Raw genomic sequence first — 26447 nt, 5'->3', positions numbered from 1 at the left:
TCGTATTTTTATTATCACATCCTTCAGACTTGAAAGTTTGGCAAAGACAGCGAAAAATGAGAAATTTTCTTGAGAAGGATAGCATTGAAGCTGCAAAAAGCATGGTTTCTGCGGGGGGATTGCGAGAGTGGGGGCAAAACATTCTAACAACATTTATATTAGCACATTACAATGCATTCAGCTAATTTAAAGAGCGCCAAGTTCCTCCTAAACTAAAATAAGCGTGAGAAATCAAAGTTTCTCACGCCCATCTTTATGGTTTACTGCTCGACTGCCACTCCTGTTGCCTTTTCAATTGCTTGATTTAAATCCGCAATGAGATCTTTCGTAGATTCAAGGCCGACCGACAAGCGAATTAACTCTTCCGTTACTCCTGTTTGCTTTAAGTCATCTCCGCTCAGCTGCTGATGAGTAGTTGAAGCCGGGTGGATGATCAAGGATTTCCCATCCCCGACATTCGCTACATGCGACCATAGTTCAATGTTATCTATTAATTTCTTTCCAGCTTCACGGCCGCCTTTAATTCCGAAAACGACAATGGAACCGAAACTATCAGTTAAATATTTTTTAGCCAGGTCATGAGTCGGATGCTCCTGAAGACTTGGATGAGATACCCATTCTACCGCCGGGTGATTCTTTAAGTAATCCACAATTTTCAGTGTATTTTCATTGTGTCTGCTAATTCTCAAACCTAAAGTTTCAAGTCCTTGCAGCAGCAAAAACGCACTGTGGGCGCTTAGACTTGGACCGAAGTCACGAAGCAGCTGCACACGTAATTTAATAGCAAATGCCGGACCTTCGATATCTGCATATTTCAGCCCATGATAAGATTCGTCTGGCTCCGTAAAACCAGGGAATTTATCAGAATTCCAATTAAATGTTCCGCTGTCAACCACTACCCCGCCAATAACGGTGCCGTGTCCGCTGATCCATTTAGTCGCTGAATGCACAACGATATCTGCTCCCCATTTAATTGGCTGTGCGACAATTGGAGAAGCAAATGTATTGTCGATAATTAATGGAAGCCCATTTTCATGAGCAATAGCCGCGACAGCTTCTACATCAAACACATTTAATGATGGATTGCCGATGATCTCACCAAAGAACGCTTTTGTTTTTGGCGTAATGGCCTGACGGAAGTTCTCAGGATCCGTCGCATCTACAAACTTCACGTTTATTCCGTACTTAGGCAATGTATTGGCAAATAAATTATATGTACCGCCATACAGATTGGAAGCTGCTATGATTTCATCGCCGGCATGAGCAAGATTTAAAATAGCAAATGAGATGGCCGCCATTCCTGAAGACAGCGCTACCGCAGCCGCTCCCCCTTCTAGTAAAGCGACGCGTTTTTCGAAGACATCGACTGTCGGGTTAGTGATGCGGGTATAAATATTCCCCGGTTTTTGCAAAGCGAATAATGCATTCGCATGATCAGTGTCTTCAAAAACATACGATGTAGATTCGTAGATCGGAACCGCTCTTGCACCGGTTACAGGATCTGGCACCTGTCCTCCATGAAGTAATAACGTTTCGGCATTCCAGTTTTCTTTCGTCATTTCACTAACCTCCTAAAATAGTTCTTCCAACAATCAAAAACCCCTCTTCCTTGTTAAGAAGAGGGGTTATATATGTCCTCCTCTTATTTTCCAAGCTCAAACAAGCCTGTAGGAATTAGCACCGTTTCAGGCAAATGCCTGAAGGTTGCCGGGCTTCATCGGGCCTAGTCCCTCCGCCGCTCTCAATAAGAGTGTCGATATGAAATTGTTGAATTTGAACTTCTTAAAAAAATTATAAATCAAACTAATCGGAATAGTCAATAATTTTTAGAACATTTCAATCTTTCTTGACTTCATTTCGTTCAATAGGTAATGACATCCGTATTGAACGGAACGTTTGCGAATGCCGGATCGGCTGCCGGCAAGCTCGAGCAAATAGGCTTTTGTCTGCTTATCTTTCTCTGCTAGACCAACCCAGACAGTACCCGGCATTTTCCCTTCCAACTCATTGGGTCCCGCCACCCCTGTAAAGCTGATGCCGAAATCTGTATCAAATAGTTCGCGAATATTTTCCGCTAATTCCATCGCACATTCTTCACTGACTGCTCCGAATTTTTCAATGGTTTGCTTTCTCACTCGGACAAATTGTTCTTTCGATTCATTGGAATAGCATACGAGTCCGCCTTTATAAATAGAACTCGCATCCGGCACACTGGTCAATTCGCTTTGGAACAGACCGCCTGTCAGGCTTTCTGCAGCCGCAATTGTTTTATTATGCTGCATGAGCAGTCCAGCCACCTCAGCAATGATGGTTGTCTGATCGTATCCATAAAAAAATTGCCCCACTCTTTGCAGAATCTCCTCTTCTGTCTTTTTAATTAATCGGTAGGCTTCTTGTTCGGATTCATGCTTAGCAGTAACCCGAAGCGTTACTTCTCCATCGCCTGCAAGAGGAGCGATCGTAGGATTTGATTGATTTTGAAGGAGATCTTCAATTTTTGTTTCAAGCACCGACTCCCCGATTCCAAAAAACCTTAAGACGCGTGATTCAATACGCTCTACTTTGTCTTGAATCTGAAGCAAGAGCGGTTTACCGTATTCAACAAACATGGGCTGCATTTCTTTTGGCGGCCCGGGCAGCAGCATGTAATAGGCATGTTCGGATTTTAAAAACATGCCAGGAGCCATCCCATGATTGTTAGCAAGCACAACGCTGTCTTTAATGATCAATGCTTGCTTTTTATTGTTTTCTGTCATGACACGATTCGTTTTTAAAAAATAGCTTTTAATGCTTTCAAGCGCTGCCTGATCGTATACCAGTTCTTTTCCTGCACAGGAAGCAAGCACTTCCTTCGTCAAATCATCTTTTGTCGGACCCAGCCCTCCTGTAAAAATAAGCAAGTCTGCACGCTGTTCCGCCAGTCGCACAGCCTCCTTTAATCGATCTGGATTATCGCCTACTACTGTGTGGAAATACACATTGACACCCACTTCAGCTAAATGACGCGAAATAAACTGAGCATTTGTATTAGCGATCTGCCCTAATAAGAGTTCAGAGCCAACCGCGATGATTTCTGCATTCATTGTATCGTCTCCTAACATTTATCCTGTAAAAAACACCATTGGCTGCATAACCAATGGTGCTGTTCTTTATTTTGAGTTTTTGAATACTTGGCGATTCAGATAGAAATAATCCCACCCAGACCAAATGGTAAAGAATACAGCTACCCATAGTGCAAAATCGGCAAATGGGATAGAAAAGCTTTCAAACGGTGCATTGTGAAGCAATAAAGCTGAGATGGCAACAATTTGAGCCCAGGTTTTAATCTTCCCAAGCATATTAGCAGCCACTACTTCACCTTCTCCCGCTAGAATCAGACGCAGGCCAGTTACAGCAAATTCACGGCTGATAATAATAATCACAAGCCAAGAAGCCGCGAGATCCTGTTCTACTAACACAATAAGTGCAGCCGATACGAGAAGCTTGTCCGCAAGCGGATCAAGGAACTTGCCTAAGTTAGTTACGAGATTATACTTTCTCGCGTAATACCCATCGATCCAATCTGTCGTTGAAGCAATGATAAAAATAATAGCTCCTACCAGATGCGCAAGAGGCATATCAGTTCCTAAGAAGCGTACATCTCCCCAATTCCACGGAACCACCATTATGACTAAAAAGATGGGGATCATAAAAATACGTGATACTGTAATTTGATTCGGTAAATTCACAATTGTCCCTCCACATATTCAAACGAGAGCGGCTTATTCACTGCTGATGATCAACATCTAGTTTGAATAAAGAAAAAAGGGAAACAGAGCGAAACACGCTTTGCCCCCTTTTTTGCCACCCGGCTAAACCTGTTATTGCCCTGCCTTTTTCATTTGGATTAGAATATCTTGACGTACTTGCTGGTCTGCAGGAAGCTTATAATTGACCGTCTCTCCATTTACTTTAATTTCAGCATCAGGAGCGAACCCGACCACAATTTTCGCTTCGGTCTGTCCAGCGAGATCAAAAGTTTTTGATTCTCCGCTTTTCAGCATGTTGTTAAAATACTTCTTTTGATTTCCGTCAGAAATAATGACCCACGTTTCACCTTTAGAAGAAACTGTTACTTCAAATTTATCTGCATCAGCTAACTCATAGGTAGTTGTTCGGCCTGACGTACCAACCGCTGTAAGCTTTTGGGGAGCAGGCTCTTCCACTTTCGCTACTTCTTTCGTCTCTTTTTCCTCTTTTTCAGCAGGCTTGGTTTCTTCGGTTTTCGTTTCTTCTTCCGCTTGCTCCTCTACTTGCACAGGTTCTTCTTTTACAGCCTCATTATCTGATCCGCCTTTTGGAATCAGCACCCACACTAAGAAGACAGCTCCGATAATGAAAGCCCCAAGCAATATTTTAGGCAAATATTCTAAGATCTTTGATGACTCCGCAGGTATGGAATTGCTCACCTGCTCTACTTTAGTTGCTCGCTGGGGAACTTCATCTTCATGTGAAGAAGGGATTTCATTTTTATATTGTTCAAACAATTCTTCAGAATTCAGTCCGACCGCTTCTGCATATTGTTTAATAAACGCTCGAATATAAAATTTCCCGGGCATAATATCATAATTGCCTTCTTCAATCCCGGCTAAATAGCGCTTTTGAATTTTCGTTGCTTCTTGCACATCAGCTAGCGACAAACCCTTTGCTTCTCGTGCTTCTTTTAATCGATTCCCTAATTCTGTCACCCATAACACCTTCCATTTTAAAAGTCAAAGCCACCGAAGTTTGAATCTTGGAAGAAACTGTTTTTTTCAACAGGTTCATATGTAATTTCTTCGTCGGGATAATTGCGAAGTTCAATAATATAATCAAAATCATCTAATTTATATTCACTGTTTTGAACAAAAATGTCCGGATGCTCCACTACTTTAACAGCAGGCAAACGCATGATTTCTCTAACAAGCTGCCAATGTTTTTCATTGGCTCTTTGCGTAGAAATGACTCCATCCATAATAAAAATGTTATTAGGACTGTATTCATCACGAATCAATTGATCGCGAACTGTTTGTTTAATCATGGTAGATGATACAAAAAGCCACTTTTTGTTGGCACATACACTTGAGGCCACAATCGATTCTGTTTTGCCAACTCTTGGCATTCCGCGAATTCCGATTAATTTATGGCCTTCCATTTTATACAATTCTGCCATAAAATCGACAAGAAGTCCAAGTTCGTCCCGCACAAATCGAAATGTTTTTTTATCATCCGCATCTCTTTGAATATATCTTCCATGCCGGACTGCCATTCTATCCCGCAATTTCGGCTCTCTTAATTTGATGATTTCAATCGTATCCATCGTACATAAAATGGACTCAAGACGCCTGATCTGGTCTTCACTATGCGCTAGCATCAACAATCCGCGGATGCCGTCGTCAACCCCGTTGATCGTCACAATATTGATAGACAGCATACCTAGTAATGAGGAGATATCACCTAATAAGCCAGGACGGTTCTTCAAAATTTTATATTCTAAATACCATTCTTTTTTCGACACAAAACAACCTCCTCGTTACTTTAACCAGAAAAGACATAAGTAATTAAACATCTTGTTTCTATAATATATGATTTAATCCATTAATGAAAGAAAAAAGAGAGGGGAAATCCCCTCTCTTTTAGCGGCCGCCGTTATTTTGAACCAATTTTACCATCATGTTTGCAATGGCATGCTGTTCTTCTTCTGAAGCAACAGACCACAGGTCAGCCAACACTCTTTCCTGTTCATTCTTCGGCTCAACTTGTTTAGCCAAATAATCCCCTACTTGGTAAGCAAAGTTATTAACGACTTGGTGACTCATTCCATTGTCCTCTGCTTGGTGCAACTTAGTTCCTAAAAAGTTTTTCCAATCTTGCCAGTTATCAAGTACAGACATTAGATTGTTCCTCCTTTCATGAGTTACAATCCTAGTTTGTTTCATCCTTCATGAAATTATGCATGATTATGTGTGCCATCCGCCGTTAACACCAATAATCTGTCCAGTTATATAAGATGAATCCTTTGAACATAAGTAACTGACAGCATTGGCAATCTCCTCTGGTTTAGCAAGCCTCCCCATCGGAATGTCACCGGCTAATTCATGCAGTTCTTCTTCTGAAAAGCCTGACAGCATGGGCGTATCAACCGCCCCTGGCGCTACCGCATTGACTCTAATGTTAGAAGGCGCTAATTCCTTTGCCAAGGCTTTTGTCAAAGCGATTTGCGCGCCTTTAACTGCAGAATAAACCACTTCGCAAGAAGCTCCCGTCTGGCCCCAAATCGAGGAAATGAACACAATCGCTGCCTGGTCTTCCATTTGGAATTTAGCAATTAATTTTTGAACAATCCTCATAGGGCCCTTTACATGCAGCTCCCATAAGCGATCCATCTCTTCAGCTGATGTATCTTGAAACAATCCATAATGGGCGGTTCCTCCTGCAAACACAGCAGCCTGCACCGAGAAAATGCTGTTCATTAAAACGTCTGGCCCATTGAAAGAAGTTAAGTCTGCCTGAATCGCAATGACTTCTGCTCCCTTCTTTTCTAACTCGTTTTTAAGATCCTGAATCCGCTCTTCGCCTGAGTAATATTGAAGATAGAGATTCCAGCCTTTTTCAGCAAATTTCCTTGCAGTTTCTTGCCCGATCCCTCCGCTTGCACCTGTAATTAAGACGTACTTGCTCATTTTGTGACCCCTTTTTTCTCATGATCTTTTCCTTAAAAATTTATCCGTTTTTGACATATAAATAAGAGTCTGTTCTTGTTTCGAACAGACTCCGCCTTTTATTGTTTCGGCACAACGTGAAAAGCCGTTAATCGATCCTCAGCTATCATATGAGCCGCAGCTTCCTTAATATCAGTTTCAGATAAGTTTTCTAATACCGGCACCGCTTCAAACAGATCCATTTCATTAAACTTATAGCGCGTAAACTGATTAGCGATATACTCAGGAGAATTAATGGCCCGCAAAAACGTGCCGATTTTTTTCTTCTTTGTTCGCTCTAAGGCTTCCTGAGAGATATACTTGCCTTCTTTCGCCTCTAGTAAGATCGACTGGATTCTTTTTTCCAGCTCTTCAGGTGAAGGCGTGTCTCCGCCGATCATGGCAAATCCGAATCCTAGTTCTTGCGTATAATCATAATTAAACGTGTCATCAATGATGCCTTCTCTGTACATATCATAATAAATAGCTGAGCTTCGTCCGAACAGCATATCGAGAAGCACATTCATCGTCAATTCTCTTTTCAGCAGTTCTTTTCCTTGAAGATGTGTATCGACCGCTTTTAGCCCGACTTCGCACTTCGCCGTTTGCACATTCATTTTTAACACCCGATTTTTTTCCTTCACCGATTCAGGCTCTTCATCAAAATGACGCTGGATTTCCTGCTTATCTTGGTATTTCTTTTCATTTTGGTTCTGACGCACAAAGTTCATTGTTTCTTCGGGGTCAATCGAACCAACAACGAAAAGAAGCATATTGCTTGGGTGATAAAAAGTATTGTAGCATTCATACAAATGATCTTTAGTAATCTCAGCAATGGATTCGACTGTACCGGCAATATCAATTTTGACAGGATGGTTATGGTACATATTCTCAATCAATCCAAAATACACTCGCCAATCCGCATTATCTTCATACATACGAATTTCCTGGCCGATGATCCCCTTCTCTTTCTCCACTGTTTTTTCTGTAAAGTAAGGATCTTGCACAAAGTTAATCAATGTTTCCAAGTTTTGCTTTACGTTCGCTGTGCTTGAAAATAAATAAGCTGTTCTTGTGAATGATGTAAAAGCATTGGCAGATGCCCCCTGCTTGCTAAACGACTGAAAGACGTCACCATCTTCCTTTTCAAACATTTTATGCTCAAGAAAATGGGCGATCCCATCTGGCACATTCACATAATCACTTTGATCGAGCGGTACAAACTGATTGTCAATGGATCCGTATTTCGTTGTAAACGTAGCGTAGGCTTTATTAAATCCTTTTTTCGGCAAGATATAGACATCTAATCCATTTTCCATTTTTTCATAAAATAATTCTTCCTGCAGCTGATCAAACGCTATTTTTTCCATTACGCTCCCTCCAGTCCCGACAAGAAATAAATAGTATCTATATTCACTTTGGCAGCAACTGCTGTTACTTCTTCTTTCGTGGTTCTTTCCACTTTTTCAAGCCATTCATCTAACGTCACTTGTGTATGAGCAACGACATTATGATAAAGAATTTCTACCAGGCCTCTTGACGTGTCGATCGTTTCAAGCAGCTGATTCCGAATGACTGCACGTGTCTGAAGAATTTCAGTATCAGATATCTCACCATTTTTCATTGCATCCAGCTGTTCGCGGATGATCTTCACCGCTTGGCTGTAATTCTTACTGTCGATCCCTGATAAAACCATCATAAACCCTTTATGGCTCTCAATTCGGCTTGCTGCATAATAAGCGAGACTGGCTTTTTCACGGACATTGGCAAAAAGTTTCGAGTGAGAGAATCCGCCGAAAATACCATTAAATACTTGAAGGGCAAAATAGTCAGGATCTCCATAAGAAACATGTGTATGATAGCCAATATGAAGCTTACCTTGATTGATCTCCTGCTGCTCTTGCACTTCATTTGGTTCATTTTTTGAGGCAACACTCTCTGCTGCAGCTGATTTCGGTTGTCGATCCTTTAATTCAAATAGGGAATCAGTTATTTGTTCAGCTTGTGACAATTCCACATCGCCAATAATATAAAAATCAATTTCATCTTCTTCTAGGGCTGAAAGAAAATATTGGTATAATTCGTCCGGACCGATCGCATCAATATCGTCCAGATTCCCATTTGCCTGTAGTGAATACGGACTGCCTTTATACATTTCTTCCAATAAACGCATGCTTGCAAAACGCATTTTATCATCATAAACAGACTGAATTCGCTGTTTCAAATTTCGTTTTTCGCTTTTGACAATCTCGTCGTCGAATTGATTGTCTTGTATATGAGGGTTAAATAGAATCTCCTGAAGGAATTGAACACCCTTTTCAAGCAGGGGGGCAGAATCTTTAAGAAATTTCTCGTTAGCAATTTCTAATGAGAAACTCATGATATGATAATCGCCTTTTTTAGCTAAGTCCACGTAAAAACTGGCGCCGTACAAATCATCTAAATAAGAGCGCAGCTTTGTTGATGTCGGATAAGCTTTAGAACCTGCTTGCAAGACGTAGGGCAATAAGGCTCGTTTCGTCACCGTTTCCCGCTCTAGCGGTGCTTTCATCTTCCAGACAAGCGTATTTGTCTTATACTTCTCTGTCTGTACAAGATGGAGATTATACCCCTTCTTTTTCACGATTTTTTCATCTACTAAAGTCACTGAACATCCTCCTTATCCAAAACAGCTTATGTCTATCATCCTTACCTATATTCTATTTATCCATGCTCCTTATTTTGCTAAAAACTTACTATAACTATACATCAGTGGATAAAGATTGAAAATGAATAAGCTACAAGCCCGCTAAAAAACCGCTCTCTGCATGTAGAGAACGGTTTTCTTCTTACTTATCTGTTTCCTTTAATATAAGGCGTTCCAAGTGCTTTAGGTGCATCCGCTCGGCCGATAAACCCAGCAAGCGCTAATATGGTTAATACATAAGGCGCAGCCAATAAATACACAGCTGGCACATTCTCTAAGAACGGAATGCTTGAGCCGACAATACTTAAACTTTGAGCAAATCCAAAGAAGATTGCAGCGCCCATTGCACCTAGCGGATGCCACTTCCCAAAAATCATGGCAGCGAGAGCCATAAACCCTTGACCTGTAATCGTAGCATGGCTAAAGTCTAATGAAATCGACTGAGCATATACCGCTCCGCCAAGACCGCCAAGAACACCCGAAAGAAACACAGCAATATAGCGCATTTTCGTTACATTAATCCCCATCGTATCCGCTGCCATCGGATGTTCGCCTACAGCACGGAGCCGGAGCCCAAAAGGTGTTTTATATAAAACATACCAAACCACAAAAGCAAGGCCAATGGCAATGAATGACGCATAAGAAATATTGTTAAAGAATAACTTTCCAATGACTGGGATATCACTTAATACCGGGATATCCACTTTCTTAAAGTTCATTTTAATAATATCTGTCTGCCCTTTATCATATATCAGCTTGACTAAGAACAGTGATGCACCTAGTGCCAAAAAGTTAATGGCGACACCGCTGACCACTTGATCGGCCCGGAAAGTAATAGAAGCCAATGCATGAAGAAGGGAAAATAATCCGCCAATCGCCATCGCTGCAAACAATGAAACCCAAGGTGTAGCATCCCCAAAAGCAGAGGCAAACGTTAAATTAAAGACAATCGCTGTAAATGCTCCAATAATCATTAACCCTTCAAGACCGATATTAACGACTCCGGCACGTTCAGAGAATACTCCTCCCAGTGCTGTGAAAATAAGTGGCGCAGCTGCAAACAAAGAAGAAGAAATAATAATTGATAAAATAGTTAAGATGTCCACTTATTTCACCTCCCTTTTGAAACGACTGATGATCCACTTAATCATATAACTTGAAGCGACAAAGAAGATAATTAAAGCAATCACTATTTCTACAAGTTCATTTGGCACGCCTGATTCAATCGGCATATTGAGCGCACCTACTTTTAAACCGCCGAATAATAGTGCAGCCAGCACCACTCCTAATGCAGTATTTCCTCCTAGCAGTGCAACAGCAATCCCGTCAAATCCTACACCAGAGAAGCCTGAGTGAAGAAAGGCGTTTCCGAATGTACCCAGACCCTGCATCGCACCGCCAAGTCCAGCGAATGCTCCTGAAATCACCATGGAAAGAATAATGTTGCGGTTGACGTTCATTCCGGCATATTGTGACGCATGCTGGTTGTACCCGACTGCACGCAATTCAAATCCAAGCGTCGTTTTTTCTAAAATGAACCACATAATAACCGCCGCAAAAAAGGCTAGGTAAATGCCATTATGCAAAGAAGAATAGTCAGTCAATGTTTCGAAAAACGGCGATTTTAAACTTGCTGTTTCTGGCACTGCATCGGTCGCATCGGCTTTGTCACTAATGACATTTCGAATGAAGTGATTCGTCACATGCAAGGCAATATAGTTCATCATAATAGTCACAATTACTTCATGTACACGAAGACGCGCTTTTAAGAACCCCGGAATGAATCCCCAGAAAGCTCCTGCGACAGCTGCAGCTAAAACGGCTAGAGGCAAATGAATGATTTTAGGCAAATCAAATGCTAAACCTACCCATACAGAAGCAACCCATCCCACTAGAAGCTGTCCTTCTACACCAATATTAAATAATCCGGTACGAAAAGCGAAAGCCACCGCTAGCCCGGCAAAAATATAGGGAGTCATTTGTCTCAGTGTTTCACCTGTATAAAATGTATCCCCCATCGCGCCGTTCCAAAGAGCAGCATATCCCTCTACAGGGTTATAGCCGCTGATCACCATGATCAAAGCACCTACAAGCAAACCCAATAATACGGAAACGACCGGCACCAATAAATTTGAAAACCGATTAGACATTCATCTCACCTGCTTCTCTTTTAGAACCAGCCATCATTAAGCCCAGTTCTTGTTCTGTTGTTTGTTTAGGATCGACAATAGCAACAATTTCGCCTTCATAGATAACAGCAATCCGGTCACTGACATTGATGATTTCTTCTAATTCAAAAGAGATGAGAAGAACCGCTTTGCCATGATCTCTTTGTTCAATCAGACGTTTATGAATAAACTCAATGGCCCCTACATCCAGTCCTCGCGTTGGCTGAGCAGCAATCAATAAATCAGGATCACGGTCTATTTCACGCCCAATGATCGCTTTTTGCTGATTTCCACCAGATAATGCTCTCGCTGGTGTGTACTCATCAGGTGTACGGACATCAAATTCTTCAATTAAATGAGTGGCTTTTTTATAAATTTGCTTGAAATTTAAGACGCCGTTTTTGGAAAATGGCTTATGGTAATATGTCTGCAAAACCATGTTTTCACCGATCGGAAAGTCTAGCACAAGTCCATGTTTATGGCGATCCTGCGGAATATGGCCTAACCCAGTCTCCGTTGCTTTACGCGGCTTAAAGTTCGTTATATCTTTCCCGTTTATAGATACCGTTCCCTTTTCCACCTTGCGAAGACCCGTGATCCCTTCAATCAGTTCGCTCTGGCCGTTTCCGTCAATTCCGCAAATGCCTAAGATCTCTCCAGCCCGCACATTCAGGTTCAAACCTCTTACTGCTTCAATGCCCCGTGAGTCTTTTACCACTAAATCTCTAACCTCAAGGACATTCTCTTTTGGGTGCGCCTCTTGTTTTTCCGTTTTAAATGTTACTTCTCTTCCCACCATTAAACTCGCTAAATGATTCGGATCCGTTTCAGATACATTGACTGTTCCGATCCCTTTTCCTTTGCGGATAACTGTCACTCGGTCACATACTTCCATAATCTCTTTCAGCTTGTGAGTGATTAAGATAATCGACTTGCCTTCTTTGATCAGCGTTCGCATAATTTGAATCAGTTCTCTGATTTCCTGTGGAGTTAAAACAGCGGTCGGTTCATCAAAAATGACTATCTCTGCACCACGGTACAAAGTCTTTAATATTTCAACCCGCTGCTGCATACCTACTGAAATATCTGCTATTTTAGCTGTTGGATCAACTGAAAGACCGTATCGTTCGGATAATTCCTTAACTTCTTTTTCCGCTTTGGCGATGTCTATTTTCCCGCCCGATTTTGGCTCCATGCCAAGAATAATATTTTCAGTTACGGTGAAGGTATCAACAAGCATAAAATGCTGATGAACCATTCCAATTCCCAAATCATTCGCTCTGTTAGGGCTTGTGATGTGCACCTTTTTGCCATGCACACGTATCTCTCCCTGTTCCGGCTGGTATAATCCAAATAACACATTCATTAAAGTAGATTTACCCGCACCATTTTCTCCTAGCAATGCATGGATTTCTCCTTTTTGCAGCTGAAGCGTGATATCATCATTGGCTACAAACCCGTTGAATTCTTTTCGGATGCCAAGCATTTCTATAACATGTTCCACTTGAGCTCACTCCTTACGTATGGTATCTGTTTATAAAGCCAAAAGAAAATAAGAATAAAAATTTTTGAACTAGATCTTTTTTCATGTAGGATGTCCGACCTTTTAATGGATGAGAAGGCTGATCCATCCATTGACGCGTATCGAAATGATTTGCTGTCTTTAAACACCCTAACAAATCGACAATACTTTATTGTACATCTGTTAGCCTGTTTAAAGCAGGAGCGGATTGATAGAACCATCCGCTCCATAGCTTATAATTACTTACCTTCTGGCTTTAATGGAACTTCCACTTCACCATTTTTAATTTTTTCAGTCCACTCTTCTACTGCTTTTTTCACTTCATCTGATAAATTATCTTGTGTAGGAGCGATGCTGATTGCGTTATCATCTAAGCCGTATTCAGTCACTTCGCCGCCTGGGAATTTACCGTCTTTTGCTTGATCAGCTAAGTCTTTTACAGCGATATCTACACGTTTAACCATAGAAGTTAATGTTACGTTTTGCTCTTTGCCATCAACAGTTACTTTTCCTTCTTCCGCTTGGTCGCGGTCAACACCGATTACCCATACATCTTTATCCGGATTCTTTTGTTTTAAGTTCTTCGCTTCTGTAAATACACCGTTTCCAGTAGCACCAGCTGCATGGTAGATGGTGTCAATGCCAGAGCTGTACATAGCAGAAGCCATTTGCTGGCCTTTATCCGCTTTATCGAACGCGCCTGCATATTCAATTTTTACACTTGCTTCTGGATTAACAGCTTTTACTCCCGCTTCAAAACCAGCTGCAAATTTGTTGATTAAGTCACTGTCTGTTCCGCCGATGAAGCCGATTTTGTTTGACTTCGTGCTTAGTCCAGCTGCAACACCCACAAGGAATGAACCTTCATGCTCTTTAAAAGTAATGCTGGCTACGTTGTCAGCACCTTCTACGACACTGTCAACAATGGCAAACTGGCTATCTTTACGCTGTTTAGCCACTTCTTCAATAGCCGGCTGCAATTTGTAACCGATTCCATAAATTAAGTCGAATTTATTTCTTACCGCTGTATTTAAGTTCGTTTTATAATCTGCATCTGATTTAGATTGAATGTAGTTATAGCCATCTGTGCCTTTTTCTAAATCATTCTCTTTTCCAAACTCCTGAAGGCCTTCCCATGCTGATTGGTTAAAGGATTTGTCATCTACTCCGCCAACATCTGTGACCATGGCTACAGTAAATTTATCATCCTTTTCAGAACCGTTTCCTTCTTGTCCTTTTTCTTCTTCACCACCGCCGCCGCAAGCACCTAAAATTGTTCCTGCTGCTAGAATCGCTGACATGGCAAAACCGAATTTGCGTCTCTTCATGAAAATTGCCCCCTCTTTACATTAGTTTAAATTAAGTAGAAATGTCTGCATCTTTACACTCGTTTTCTTAACACGTGGAATCTGAATTTATCTGCTTTAAAATAGTTCACCGAATACAGGATAGGTTCATCCAATTCATCGAAGTGAAGCTGCTTTAAAACAAGTAAAGCGGTTTCAGGATCACACTGAAGAATCGGTGAAACTTTCTCGTGATACCCAAATGGCTCGATTTGAGCGACAGCATGACTTATTCTTCTGTTGCCCATTCGATCAAGCATCGTGAACAAAGATTCGTCCTTGTAATCATAGTTATCAGGAAAGTACTTCTTCGGAATCTTGTCCAAACAGTAAACGACCGGTTCTCCATTAGCAGTCCGAACCCTTTCAATTACCACTACCTCATCTTCAAGGCTGCAAGAAAAACGGCGAACATCTTCTTCAGTCGCATTTTGTGTGGCTGAGCTTAGAAAAATGGTGCCTGGTTCCATGCCGGCTTGAACAATCATGTCAGTGACGCTTATGAGCTGTTCAATCCCTGAAGTGAATAATGGCTTTGAATTGACAAAAGTCCCTACCCCATGTCTTCTAGTGATCACATTTTCTTCTTCTAGAATTCTTAGAGCCTCTCTTAATGTCGCTCGGCTGACTCCTAACTTTTTAGCCAGTTCAAACTCTGAAGGAAGCTTTTCTTTCTCTTGATAAATTCCCGCTTCTATATCCTTTTTCAAGCGGTCAATCACTTGTAAATATAAATGCCTGCTATCCGACTTTATCGTCATAAAACCACCACCATCTTTCGTACGACATCAGACATCTGATGTATAACATTTCTACTAATTTAAATTTAAGATATCATTTTTTGCCGGGATTGGAAAGGTAAAAAAACATTTTGTTGAAAAATGTTTTTTTGCGTATACCAGTGACATGCATAAATATTTATTCCCTTGTGCAGCAATAAGGAAACCGCTTACATTTTTATTAATTTGGCTCGTTCATCACCTTCACTAAAAATACAAATGTAAAAAAGCTGCTGAACAAATGTCTTTGTTCAGCAGCTTGGCTTAATTCACCGGTTGCTCTTCCGAAGGTTTGGATACTAAAACGGTACGAGGCTTACTACCTTCATAAGGACCGACTATTCCCCTTACTTCCATTTCGTCAATTAATCGGGCTGCCCGGCTGTACCCTATTCTAAATCGTCTTTGCAGCATAGATACGGAAGCGGTCTGCATTTCGGAGACTAATTGCACTGCATCATCATATAAATCATCATCTACGTTACTTGATGCTTCCGGAATATCCTCTGGAATCATTTCTTCTTGGTACTGAGCTTTTTGCTGGGAAATGACGTAATCAACGATTTCTTCCACTTCCTCATCTGATAAAAAGGCGCCTTGGACTCGGACGGGCTTCGTTGCTCCGACTGGGAAAAACAGCATATCCCCGCGTCCCAATAGCTTTTCGGCTCCTCCCATATCAAGGATTGTTCTTGAGTCTGTCATGGATGAGACGGCAAAGGCAATTCGGGAAGGAATATTCGCTTTAATGACACCAGTGATTACATCAACAGAAGGTCTTTGCGTAGCTATGATTAAATGGATACCTGCCGCACGAGCCATTTGTGCGAGACGTGTAATAGAATCTTCTACATCGTTTGAAGCAACCATCATTAAATCCGCTAACTCATCGACGATCACAACGATATAAGGCAGCAGGGGCTGCTTTTCTCCTGTTTCATTGTTATGACGCTTTACATGTTCATTATAGCCTTCGATGTTCCTTGTTCCGCTGTGAGAGAAAAGGTCATAACGTCTTTCCATTTCACTGACTACTTTCTTTAATGCTTGTGATGCTTTTTTGGCATCTGTAACAACAGGTGCAAGCAAATGAGGGATGCCATTGTAGACGTTCAGTTCCACCATTTTCGGGTCGATCATCATGAGTTTGACTTCATGTGGCTTAGCTCTCATTAAAATACTGGTGATGATCCCGTTAATGCACACACTTTTTCCGCTTCCTGTCGCCCCGGCTACAAGTAAATGAGGCATTTTATTCAGTTCGGCCGAAACAGCTTCACCTGTAATATCCCGCCCAAATGCAATTAACAGCTTCGAATTAGGCTTTTCATTAGCATTCGATTCCACTACTTCACGAAGGGATACCATCGCCACCTCTGAATTAGGCACTTCAATGCCAATCGCTGACTTTCCAGGGATAGGCGCTTCCATTCTGATATCCTTTGCTGCCAAGGCCAAAGCAAGGTCATCACTTAAACTCACAATTTTGCTAACCTTCACCCCAACATCTGGATGAACTTCATATTTCGTCACCGCTGGTCCTAAATGAACTTGTGTTACTTTTGCCTTCACGCCAAAACTCAAAAAGGTTCTTTCTAATTTAGCTGCATTTGCATGAATTTGCTGATATTCACTGCTTTGGTCCGCTTGTTTAGGTCTTTTTAATAGCTTAATAGGCGGAAGCTTATAATCTTTATTTTCAACTTCTGTGAATGTGATCGGCGGAACAACTTCTTTGTCATCCGATGATTCACTATTTTCCTTCTGCTTTTCAGCCTTAAGCGGAGGTTCTTTATCAGCTGCAGGCTCCTCTGTATAAGCTCTTTCTGCGAAGCTTGAAATAATAGGTTCCGGTGCTTCGTAGTCAGACTCTTCAATCAGAGCGGGCTGTTTAGCTGAGGATTTCCGCGAGCGATCTTGCGTTAGTTCTTTTTCTTTTGGTTCTTTTTTGCTTTGACGGTCTTTCCTCTCAGTCTTCCAATCTTTCATATCCTGGCGAAACGCTTGCCACTGATTGTTTAGTCCGCCTCCGAGCACTGTGAAAAAACGGCCAAACAGCTCTCCAAACGACTTGCCCGTAATCAGGATCAGGCCGATTAATATGAGAACCACACTCAATATCCTTGTACCTAATGTATCAAACAAAAAGTACGATACAGCAAAGAGAGCCGCTCCAAGCATCCCTCCGCCAAGATCACTTCCGCTTCCTGCTTCTCCTTTAACCTCCATCCAATAAAGCTCCCACGTATTCATCAGAACGCTTGGACGGTCAAATCCGCCGTTGTCTGACAAAAGCTCAAATAACTTAACGTGGCTTAAAAGAAGCATGCTCGCTGTCATAAAATATAAGCCAATCAGCTTTCTTCGGAAGATCATTGGTTTGGTTCGTTTCACCATTATGTATCCTGCGTAAATCATCGCACCGATAAATCCAACCATATACCATTCTCCAAAGAAAAAACGAAAAAAGTAAACAAAGGCTTTTCCGACGGCACCTAATTTGATAATCCCAATCAAGCTGAGCGCAATCATGACAATGCCAATGAGCTCAAACCTGACTGTTTCTTTCACTTGTGATGTTTTTTTCGTATTTCGGTTTGATGTTTTCCCCTTTTTCTTTGCCATTTATACCACCTATAATTTGTAGAATAACCTCAATAATAAAGAAAGCAGCCGTTCGGGCTGCCTTCTTTATTATAGCATATTTGTTCGCATCCATCTAATACTGTTTAAGAGAAATCTCTTGACCGGGAGAGAGCGATTTATCTAAATAATCGGACGGATTAGTGCTGGCTATTCTCACGATTGTGCAGCTGTTTTCATTCCGCTGTACATATAGGGGTACATTCTTATAAACCACCATTTCTGTTTCACTAACTGATTCTTGGGGAAAGATTTGCTCATTAGGCATCATCGTGTACAGAATCATTGAATTAAATTCTCGCTTTCTTTTTTGGCAGCAATTAATTCGTTCAGTTTCTTCATTGCACTGCCGATTCCCCCTACTTCGTTGATCAGCCCACAGGCAACAGCATCCGTTCCGACCACATTCGTGCCAATATCCCTCGTCAGATTACCTTTTGCAAACATTAGCTCTTTAAATGTTTCCTCATCAATAGATGAGTGTTTCGTCACGAAATTAACTACTCTCTCTTGCATTTTATCCAGGTATTCAAAGCTTTGAGGAACACCAATGACAAGACCGGTTAATCGAATAGGATGGATCGTCATCGTGGCTGTTTCTGCGATAAATGCATAATCACAAGAAACTGCAATAGGCACGCCAATTGAGTGGCCTCCCCCAAGCACGATTGAGACGGTCGGCTTTGATAAAGATGCCAGCATTTCAGAGATAGCGAGCCCTGCTTCTACATCACCGCCTACCGTATTAAGAACGATGAGCAGCCCTTCAATATCTGAGTTCTGTTCAATAGCTACTATCTGCGGAATGACGTGTTCATACTTAGTAGTTTTATTTTGCGGAGGAAGCTGCAGATGCCCCTCGATTTGCCCGATAATTGTTAGACAATGAATGGAAGTGTCTTTTGACAGCTGCGGAACATTGGTCTGTCCCAACTGCTGAATTTTTTCCATGAGTGAAGATTCTGGCTTAGTGTCCTGACTCGGATCATCTTCTGTATGTTCTTTTCCATATTCCATAATATCTTCTCCTTTCAAGCAAAGAATATATATATTCTCTGCAATCCCTTCTTATTTATTCAAATGCTTATCGAACACAAAAAGAGCAAACCTGTGTGTAAGCAGGTTTGCTCTTAAAAGTTGAATTATACTTCCATAATGATTGGAAGGATCATTGGGCGTCTCTTCGTTTTTTCATGCAAGAAAGAATTCAATTGATCTCTAACATCTTGTTTAATGCTTGACCATTCAAACGTTTCTCTCGCCATATTTTTTTCAATAATAGAGGTGATCAGCTTAGTGGACTCGTCCATTAACTTCTCAGATTCTCTTACGTACACAAAACCTCGTGAAATAATTTCCGGTCCAGTGACAATTTTGCGTTCTTTTTTACTTAAAGTGATCACAACGATAAAAATTCCATCCTGCGACAAAAGCTTACGGTCTCTTAAGACGATGTTTCCTACATCCCCTACACCGATTCCATCAATTAACACATTGCCGGCCGTTACTTTCGAACTTACCCGCATTTTATCGCCTTTATACTCGATCACATCGCCTTTTTCGGGAATAAAAATGTTTTCTTCCGCTACACCCGTTTGAGCAGCAAGCTTGGCATGCGCTTTCAGCATCCGGTATTCCCCTTGAATAGGAATAAAGAATCGAGGCTTCATTAAGTTAAGCATAAACTTAAGATCCTCTTGAAAACCGTGGCCAGACACATGGACTTTACGGTTTCCTGTTAATACATTCGCACCGGCACGATATAATAAGTCAACGGTTTTACCCATAAGTACTTCTAATCCAGGTGAAGGCGTAGCAGTTATCAGTACTGTGTCACCTTTTTTAATTTTCACTAATTTGTTGGCGCCTTTCGCCATTTTTTGAAGAGCTTCGATTGGCTCTCCTTGAACGCCTGTTGTTAAGATGACCACTTCATGATCTGGGTACTCAGCAATTTCCTGAAGGCTGACGAGCACGCCCTCTTCCACTGTCAAGTATCCTAGTTTAATGGCGATATCATTGACACGCTGCATTCTTTTTCCGCCTACAGCCACTTTTCGGCCATTGCGGTAAGCCGCATCAAATACTTGCTGGATTCTTATTAAGTTAGATGCAAATGACGCAACAATTATACGCCCTTTTGAAGAATGAAAGGCATCTGATAACTGATTCGCAATCACTTCTTCAGATGTCGTATGTCCAGGACGCTCCGCTTCAGTTGAATCAGATAACAGCATAAACACACCATTTTGCCCAAGCTGAGCCATCTTCCCGATATCAGGTGTATACATTCCTTTTGCCGACTGATCAAACTTGAACTCGCCCGTATGTACAATCGCTCCTTCAGATGTATGAATGGCAACTCCTACTGAATCTGGAATGCTGTGTGTCGTTCTGAAAAATGTTACGTCTACAGAACCGAAGCGCAAACGGGAATCCGAATGAACCGTGTAATATTTTACTTCTTCTTTTACATTCTCTTCACGAAGACGCATTTTAATTAACGCCAACGTCAATTTCGTGCCATATACCGGTGCTTTCACTTTTTGAATCACATACCCTAAAGATCCGATCGCATCTTCATGGCCATGAGTTAAAAAGATTCCTTTCACACGGTCTTTATTTTCAATTAAATAGGAAATGTCCGGAATAACGATATCAATTCCCAGCATCTCGTTTTCCGGGAACATTAAACCCGTATCGATGACGAAGATCTCATCATCCACTTCAATCACTGTCATGTTCTTTCCGATTTCTCCAACCCCGCCGAGCGGAATTACTTTTATTAATTCATTTTTTCTCTTACTCAATGTCTTTTTCCTCCTATATTAACAACAAGCCCCGATCCATACATTATTTTTATTATAATGGAAGAAGGAAAGTAAATCCACAATGAAAAGCAAATCACGCTGTTCAGGAGCGAAAGGCAAATAGGCAAATAACCAAAAGGCGTTTTGTGCCTTTAGGTTATTTGATCTTTTGACCCGAGCTCCTAGCGGGATTTGCTGGACACAACGAAAAGCAAAAGCCGTTCGTCCAGGTGTGAAGGGCAAATAGGCTTTTCCTCTCAAGGCGCTTTTTGCCTTTAGGGGAAAAGATCTTTTGACCCAAGCACCTAACGGCTTTTGCTAGACATCAACGAAAAGCAAAACGGGCTCGCCCAGGAGCGACTGGCAAATAGGCAGACACCAAAAAGGCGCTCTTTGCCTTTATGGGGGCTGATCTTTTGACCCGAGCTCCTAGCCCGTTTTGCTAGACAAAAGCGAAAAGCAAAAGTCGTTCGTTCAGGAGCGACTGGCAAATAGGCTTTCGTCATAAAGGCGTTTTGACTTCACTGGGTGAAAGTTCTTTTCCCCCCAAAAAAACCACTCCATAGAAAAAAGCTGAGAGACGTTCTCCCAGCTTTTTTAAGCATTTACAAAAGTTTCAGCAATGCGGCACGCTCTTCTTCTGACAAAGGCACAAGCGGAAGCCTTACAGGACCTGCATCTATACCTTTCATTTGCAGCGCTGCTTTCACTGGCACCGGACTTGGCGCAGCAAACAGACCTCTGATCAACGGAAGAAGCTGCTGATGAAGTTTTGCTGCCTCCTGATAATTGCCGTTTAGGAAGGCAGTTACCATTTCTTGCAATTCGTTTCCTGCTACGTGGGAAGCGACAGATACGACGCCATTTCCGCCAACAGACAAGATTGGCAACGCTAATCCATCATCACCGCTGTACACTTGGAAGTCATCATCCGTACCTGCAATAATCTCTGTAATCGCATCAAGGTTGCCGCTCGCTTCCTTCGTTGCCACAATATTAGAGATTTGGGACAGCTTGATGGTTGTTTCAGGTGTGATGTTCACACTTGAACGGCCCGGAATGTTATAGATCATTACCGGGAGTTTAGTCGCTTCAGCAATCGCTTTAAAATGCTGGTACAAACCTTCTTGGTTCGGTTTATTATAGTAAGGAGCAACTAGCATGATCGCATCGACGCCTGCTTCTTCAGCCTTTTTCGTCAGTTCGATTGAGGCATGTGTATTGTTGCTTCCTGTTCCTGCTACTATGGGTACTCGTCCATTCGCAGCTTTGACTACACGGCGAAATAAAGCAATTTTTTCTTCTGAAGTTAATGTTGGGGACTCACCAGTAGTTCCGGCAACAACTAAAGAATCTGTGCCATTGTTGATTAAATAGTCAACTAGCTGTGTGGTTTTTTCAAAATCTATATTTCCTTTGGAATCAAAAGGTGTCACCATTGCAGTTGACACACGCCCGAAAGAAATCATTCCAATTCCTCCTCTTTCAACTGGCCTTATTTATCTTTTTGCTTCTTGTTCATTATGGTCTTCATGCAGCTCAAACGCATCATGCAGCGCATTTACAGCTTTCGACAGCTCCTCATTCTTCACCAGCACCCAGATCGTCGTATGACTGTCTGCAGACTGAAGAATTCGAACACCTTTATCTGATAAGGCTGTCACAATTTTTGACGTGACACCAGGTACGCCGGTCATACCTGCACCGACTACTGATACTTTCGCACAATCTGTTTCAAGCGAAGGTTCGTATCCCATATCAGACAGTACTGACACCGCACGATCTGCCATATTGCCAGCTACGGTGTAAACGACTCCTGTAGGAGAAATATTGATAAAATCAACGCTGATTTTTTCATTTGCCATCGCTTTGAACACTTCAGCCTGCAGGTTAAACTGATCTTTTTTGGCTTGCACTTTTATTTGTGCGACATCCGCCACATGCGCGATTCCTGTTACGAGCCGCTCATGGATATCTGAACCTTGGCTATGCTTTGAAATAGAAGTGACTAATGTTCCGATCTCGTCTGTATAAGTCGAACGAATGCGAATCGGCACTTTCGCCTGCATAGCTATTTCCACAGCGCGAGGGTGAATAACCTTTGCCCCTTGATAGGCCATATTGCAGACTTCATTGTAGGTCACCACAGGCAGAGGTCTAGCTTTTTCTGCTACCCTAGGATCAGCTGTCATAATACCATTCACATCTGTGAAAATATCAATCCACTCTGCTCCGAGTGCAGCTCCAAGTGCAGCGGCAGAAGTATCACTTCCTCCGCGGCCGATGGTGGTTGTATCACCCTTTTTACTTGCCCCTTGAAAGCCTGCCACTACGACGACATCGTGAGATTCAAGTTCCTTTAATAGACGGGTGCATTTCATTTCGACTATTTTGGCGTTTGTATGGTCATCATTTGTAACGAATCCCGCCTGAGCTCCTGTAAGGGCACAAGCAGAATATCCGCTGTCTACAAGCATATTAGTAAATACAATGCTAGAAATCACTTCTCCGCATGAAAGAAGCATATCTTGTTCCCGAGAACCAATTTGTGTCTTTGACCCACCTACCAGAGATAACAGCGTGTCAGTCGCATAAGGCTCCCCTTTGCGTCCCATGGCAGAAACGACGACTACTACTTTGAACCCTTCTTTAACCGCTTGATCAATATGACGTTTGGCGTTTAATCGTGATTCTTCATCGCGAACCGATGTTCCTCCGAATTTCTGGACAATAATTTTCAATCTATACACCTCTGGATTCGTATACTTATAAGCCGATGAATGGCTTATTTCTCTTGAACTAGACCCATTTCAATCAGTGTTTCTGCGATTTGCACGGAGTTCCATGCAGCACCTTTTAATAAATTATCAGATACTACCCACATATGGAACCCTTTATCTTCATCTAAGTCTTTGCGCACTCGGCCGACAAATACATCGTTCTTGCCCACGCAATTGGCCGGCATAGGATAGATTTGTTCCGCAGGGTTGTCTTCTAGAACAACACCTGGTGCAGAGCTTAACTTTTCATGTACGTCTGCTACTGTCACATTTGATTCTTCCACTTCAAAATAAACGGATTCAGAATGGCCTGTGGCTACCGGAAGGCGCACACAAGTCGCTGCTACATGAAGCTCTGGCATATGCATAATTTTTTTCGTTTCGTTGATCATTTTCATTTCTTCAAATGTAAAGCCATTTTCTTCAAATTTATCGATTTGAGGAATGGCATTAAAAGCGATTTGGTAATGTTTTTTATCGCTGCTTACTGGCAGGATCTGAGGCTCATAATCTTCGCCATTTACAAGCGCTTTCGTTTGCTCATTTAACTCTTCAATGGCTTTTGCACCCGCTCCAGAAACAGCTTGATACGTTGATACAAGCACTTTTTTCAGGCCATATGCTGCACGAAGCGGCTCAAGTGCAGCCACCATTTGGATCGTAGAGCAATTGGGATTAGCAATAATGCCCTTATGCAAACGAAGATCTTCTTTATTTACCTCAGGAACAACAAGCGGCACTTCAGGGTCCATACGGTAAGCGCTTGTATTGTCAATAACAATTGCTCCGCGTTTAGCTGCCTCAGGCGCCAGTGCTTTAGAAATGCTTCCCCCTGCGCTGAACAATGCAATATCCACACCCTCAAAGCTCTCTGGCTTCGCTTCTTGAACAGTTACATCTTCACCTTTATATGCAATCACTTTACCTGCTGATCTAGCAGATGAAAGCAAAGTAAGCTTTCCAATTGGAAAATCTCTTTTTTCTAGTGTTTCAAGCATTTGCTGTCCAACTGCTCCCGTTGCACCTACTACTGCAATATGAAATCCTTTGTTACTCATTTTCATCTTCCCCTTCCACAATCTTTGGCTGATTATAATTTCTGCGTATGTAATTTGGTCTCTATTAATATAGACTAGTGAAAAAAGTATAACGATACTTTTTGATAGCTATTATTTTAACACAATAAAGTGTGAAAAGAATAATAATTTGTCGATCTATTGAAAAAAGAAGAAGGGTTCGGACGGTCAGGAACCGTCGCGAAACCTTTCAATAATGACAGGCTGCACTTGCTCGCCTTTTAATGCACTTTCTACTGTATCAGTTAAGCTTTCCATTCTGGCAACCATGGAGTTAGGCTTATTCACTGGATCGTCTTGGCCAAACGGAATAAAAAAGATATCCTTTACTGACATTAGCCGCATAATATTGGTTCCATTTAACCCAAGTGCATCATTTGTTGATATACCTAATACAACCGGCCGATGATTTCTAATGGTAGCTTTTGCAGCCATCAATACGGCAGAATCCGTCATCGCATTCGCAAATTTACTCAGTGAATTTCCAGTAATCGGCGCAATGACCATACAGTCGAGCGGATATTTAGGTCCGAGCGGTTCGGCATCAACAATTGTACTGACCGCTTTCTTCCCTGTCAATTTCTCAATTTTCTCCACCCATTCTCCTGCTTCCCCAAACCTTGTAGCTGTATTGTTTACAGTGTGAGTGACTACCGGCACAACCTCCGCGCCAAGAGCAATCAACTTTTGAATTTGAGGATAGATTTCACTGTAGGTGCAATGAGAACCTGTGATGCCAAAGCCAATTCTTTTTCCTTTTAAAGCCATGATTTCGATTTCCCCTTTCGTCATCAAGCATCTTCTTTCAATAAATCTACCAGCACTTTAGCTAGGATCTGCCCCGCTGTTTTTGGGGCCACAAGACCCGGGAGTCCAAGAGCTAATATAGCCTTAATTCCTCTTTTTTCAGCAAAGCGAAAGTCTGTTCCGCCAGGTTTGGAAGCTAAATCAATAATAAGAGCATGGGCTTGCATACTGGCTATAGCGGATGCTGTAACCACTTGATGGGGAATGGTATTAATGATAATATCTGCTGTTTTTACTTCATTTTCAAGCCGCCCAATTTGAAACGGCGTGAGACCCATTTCAATCGCTCTGGCTAAATGTTCGCTTCTTCTCGCTCCGAGTTTCACTTCTGCCCCTAAGCTTTTAAAAATTCTTGCTACACTAATCCCAACTCGGCCCATGCCGAGCACAACTACTTCTGAGCCGTGAATGGTAATATCGGTGTGCTGAATGGCCATCATGACAGTGCCTTCTGCCGTTGGAATAGAGTTATAAATAGCGACATCATCACGGTCAAATAATTTGATTAATTGCCGTCCTGCTTTTTCTGCAAGATTGCTCAGAAGCGCCGGACTAATGCCAGTAAAAATTTTGCAATTGGGCGGAGTTCTTTTCAGCATATCTTCTGTAAGACGCAAATTTTTATCAGAAAAAATCGTTTCAATCTCCCCCGTTGCCTGCAAACCTGCAACCGGAAGGATGATGGCATCTAATTGTTCAAAAGGGACATCTTCTAACGTTTCTTTGACCGCACCTGTAAAGCTTTGTTCTAATTGATCAAATCCCGCCAAGTAAATTTTGGCATCTAATTCCGTCAGCTTTCGAATAATCTCAAGCTGGCGGGCATCTCCACCTAGTACAGCTGCTTGAAGCCCTGTAAGCATGTTCTTCACCATCCTCTTATTCCTCTCCCTCACTTTTTCATTGTATGAAATAAAACTTTTTACGTGAAAACATTCGTAAATCAAAAAAGACTGTTTCTTTATATATGCAGTCTCCCATCAAATTTTATGTACCAATAAACCTTCACCTAAAACAATCAAAACCACCAGTGTGAACTGGTGGTTTGCTCTGCGGCTGAAAGCCTCTCTTACCGGCCTCGGCCTTAAAGGCCCGCTGAAAGGGTTTCCCT

General features: G+C 41.9%; 23 protein-coding genes and 1 riboswitch. All 23 genes read right to left on the bottom strand.

Features of this window, described 5'->3' with window-relative positions:
* Window positions 1–260: 260 nt before the first annotated feature.
* The 23 genes from JOC78_RS14900 to dpaA all read right to left on the bottom strand — a co-directional run bounded on the left by JOC78_RS14900 (window position 261) and on the right by dpaA (window position 26199).
* Window positions 261–1559 carry an O-acetylhomoserine aminocarboxypropyltransferase/cysteine synthase family protein gene (locus tag JOC78_RS14900; RefSeq protein WP_204557302.1) on the bottom strand — a complete coding sequence of 433 codons (1299 nt, stop codon included), beginning with the start codon at window positions 1557–1559 and terminating at the stop codon, window positions 261–263.
* Between the two features lie 80 nt (window positions 1560–1639).
* A riboswitch (SAM riboswitch) is annotated at window positions 1640–1751 on the bottom strand.
* A gap of 75 nt (window positions 1752–1826) precedes the next feature.
* Window positions 1827–3083 (bottom strand): competence/damage-inducible protein A, encoded by a 1257-nt coding sequence (locus JOC78_RS14895; RefSeq protein ID WP_204557301.1) that lies wholly within the window; start codon window positions 3081–3083, stop codon window positions 1827–1829.
* Window positions 3084–3149: 66 nt separating this feature from the next.
* Entirely contained in the window at window positions 3150–3728 is a 579-nt protein-coding gene (pgsA, locus tag JOC78_RS14890) for a CDP-diacylglycerol--glycerol-3-phosphate 3-phosphatidyltransferase (RefSeq protein WP_204557300.1), read from the bottom strand.
* Between the two features lie 132 nt (window positions 3729–3860).
* Window positions 3861–4727, bottom strand: a complete 867-nt coding sequence (locus JOC78_RS17760) for a RodZ domain-containing protein (protein ID WP_204557299.1) — start codon at window positions 4725–4727, stop codon at window positions 3861–3863.
* Between the two features lie 17 nt (window positions 4728–4744).
* Window positions 4745–5536 carry a DUF3388 domain-containing protein gene (locus tag JOC78_RS14880; protein WP_204557298.1) on the bottom strand — a complete coding sequence of 264 codons (792 nt, stop codon included), beginning with the start codon at window positions 5534–5536 and terminating at the stop codon, window positions 4745–4747.
* A gap of 118 nt (window positions 5537–5654) precedes the next feature.
* Entirely contained in the window at window positions 5655–5912 is a 258-nt protein-coding gene (locus tag JOC78_RS14875) for a DUF3243 domain-containing protein (protein WP_204557297.1), read from the bottom strand.
* A gap of 66 nt (window positions 5913–5978) precedes the next feature.
* The gene (gene ymfI, locus JOC78_RS14870) at window positions 5979–6701 is read right to left on the bottom strand and encodes an elongation factor P 5-aminopentanone reductase (RefSeq protein ID WP_204557294.1); all 723 of its coding nucleotides are present in this window, start codon (window positions 6699–6701) and stop codon (window positions 5979–5981) included.
* A 98-nt stretch (window positions 6702–6799) separates the two neighbouring features.
* A complete protein-coding gene (gene yfmH, locus JOC78_RS14865) occupies window positions 6800–8089 on the bottom strand; it encodes an EF-P 5-aminopentanol modification-associated protein YfmH (protein ID WP_204557291.1) in 1290 nt (429 codons plus the stop codon).
* Window positions 8089–9366 carry an EF-P 5-aminopentanol modification-associated protein YfmF gene (yfmF, locus tag JOC78_RS14860; RefSeq protein ID WP_204557288.1) on the bottom strand — a complete coding sequence of 426 codons (1278 nt, stop codon included), beginning with the start codon at window positions 9364–9366 and terminating at the stop codon, window positions 8089–8091. Before yfmF ends, yfmH begins: the two co-directional genes overlap by 1 nt.
* Window positions 9367–9551: 185 nt before the next feature.
* Window positions 9552–10511: an ABC transporter permease subunit gene (locus JOC78_RS14855; RefSeq protein ID WP_204557286.1), complete on the bottom strand. Its 960-nt coding sequence runs from the start codon at window positions 10509–10511 to the stop codon at window positions 9552–9554.
* Entirely contained in the window at window positions 10512–11555 is a 1044-nt protein-coding gene (locus JOC78_RS14850; RefSeq protein ID WP_204557283.1) for an ABC transporter permease, read from the bottom strand.
* Complete coding sequence (locus JOC78_RS14845; RefSeq protein ID WP_204557280.1) at window positions 11548–13077, bottom strand: ATP-binding cassette domain-containing protein; 1530 nt, start codon at window positions 13075–13077, stop codon at window positions 11548–11550. The genes JOC78_RS14850 and JOC78_RS14845 overlap by 8 nt, the downstream gene beginning before the upstream one ends.
* 257 nt (window positions 13078–13334) lie before the next feature.
* Window positions 13335–14423: a BMP family lipoprotein gene (locus JOC78_RS14840; RefSeq protein WP_204557277.1), complete on the bottom strand. Its 1089-nt coding sequence runs from the start codon at window positions 14421–14423 to the stop codon at window positions 13335–13337.
* 53 nt (window positions 14424–14476) lie between these two features.
* On the bottom strand, window positions 14477–15202 hold the full coding sequence (locus tag JOC78_RS14835) for a GntR family transcriptional regulator (RefSeq protein ID WP_204557275.1): 726 nt from the start codon (window positions 15200–15202) through the stop codon (window positions 14477–14479).
* A 282-nt stretch (window positions 15203–15484) separates the two neighbouring features.
* A complete protein-coding gene (locus tag JOC78_RS14830; RefSeq protein ID WP_204557273.1) occupies window positions 15485–17845 on the bottom strand; it encodes a DNA translocase FtsK in 2361 nt (786 codons plus the stop codon).
* A 94-nt stretch (window positions 17846–17939) separates the two neighbouring features.
* Window positions 17940–18131, bottom strand: coding sequence for a YlzJ-like family protein (locus JOC78_RS17915; RefSeq protein ID WP_420829951.1), 192 nt, complete (start codon window positions 18129–18131; stop codon window positions 17940–17942).
* A gap of 14 nt (window positions 18132–18145) precedes the next feature.
* On the bottom strand, window positions 18146–18880 hold the full coding sequence (locus JOC78_RS14820; RefSeq protein ID WP_204557269.1) for a ClpP family protease: 735 nt from the start codon (window positions 18878–18880) through the stop codon (window positions 18146–18148).
* Between the two features lie 125 nt (window positions 18881–19005).
* A complete protein-coding gene (locus JOC78_RS14815; protein ID WP_204557267.1) occupies window positions 19006–20673 on the bottom strand; it encodes a ribonuclease J in 1668 nt (555 codons plus the stop codon).
* A 605-nt stretch (window positions 20674–21278) separates the two neighbouring features.
* A complete protein-coding gene (gene dapA / locus JOC78_RS14810) occupies window positions 21279–22142 on the bottom strand; it encodes a 4-hydroxy-tetrahydrodipicolinate synthase (RefSeq protein ID WP_204557264.1) in 864 nt (287 codons plus the stop codon).
* Between the two features lie 30 nt (window positions 22143–22172).
* Complete coding sequence (gene dapG / locus JOC78_RS14805) at window positions 22173–23414, bottom strand: aspartate kinase (RefSeq protein WP_204557261.1); 1242 nt, start codon at window positions 23412–23414, stop codon at window positions 22173–22175.
* A gap of 44 nt (window positions 23415–23458) precedes the next feature.
* Window positions 23459–24511, bottom strand: coding sequence for an aspartate-semialdehyde dehydrogenase (gene asd / locus JOC78_RS14800; protein WP_204557259.1), 1053 nt, complete (start codon window positions 24509–24511; stop codon window positions 23459–23461).
* 186 nt (window positions 24512–24697) lie between these two features.
* The gene (locus JOC78_RS14795) at window positions 24698–25297 is read right to left on the bottom strand and encodes a dipicolinate synthase subunit B (protein ID WP_204557376.1); all 600 of its coding nucleotides are present in this window, start codon (window positions 25295–25297) and stop codon (window positions 24698–24700) included.
* A 23-nt stretch (window positions 25298–25320) separates the two neighbouring features.
* Entirely contained in the window at window positions 25321–26199 is an 879-nt protein-coding gene (gene dpaA / locus JOC78_RS14790) for a dipicolinic acid synthetase subunit A (protein WP_204557258.1), read from the bottom strand.
* Between the last annotated feature and the right edge of the window lie 248 nt (window positions 26200–26447).

Origin of the sequence: Bacillus ectoiniformans (assembly GCF_016908875.1) — a bacterium.
Taxonomy (GTDB): Bacteria; Bacillota; Bacilli; order Bacillales; family Domibacillaceae; genus Bacillus_BX; species Bacillus_BX ectoiniformans.
The sequence above is the reverse complement of the archived record's forward strand: the minus strand, read 5'-3'. Positions and strand labels throughout refer to the sequence as shown.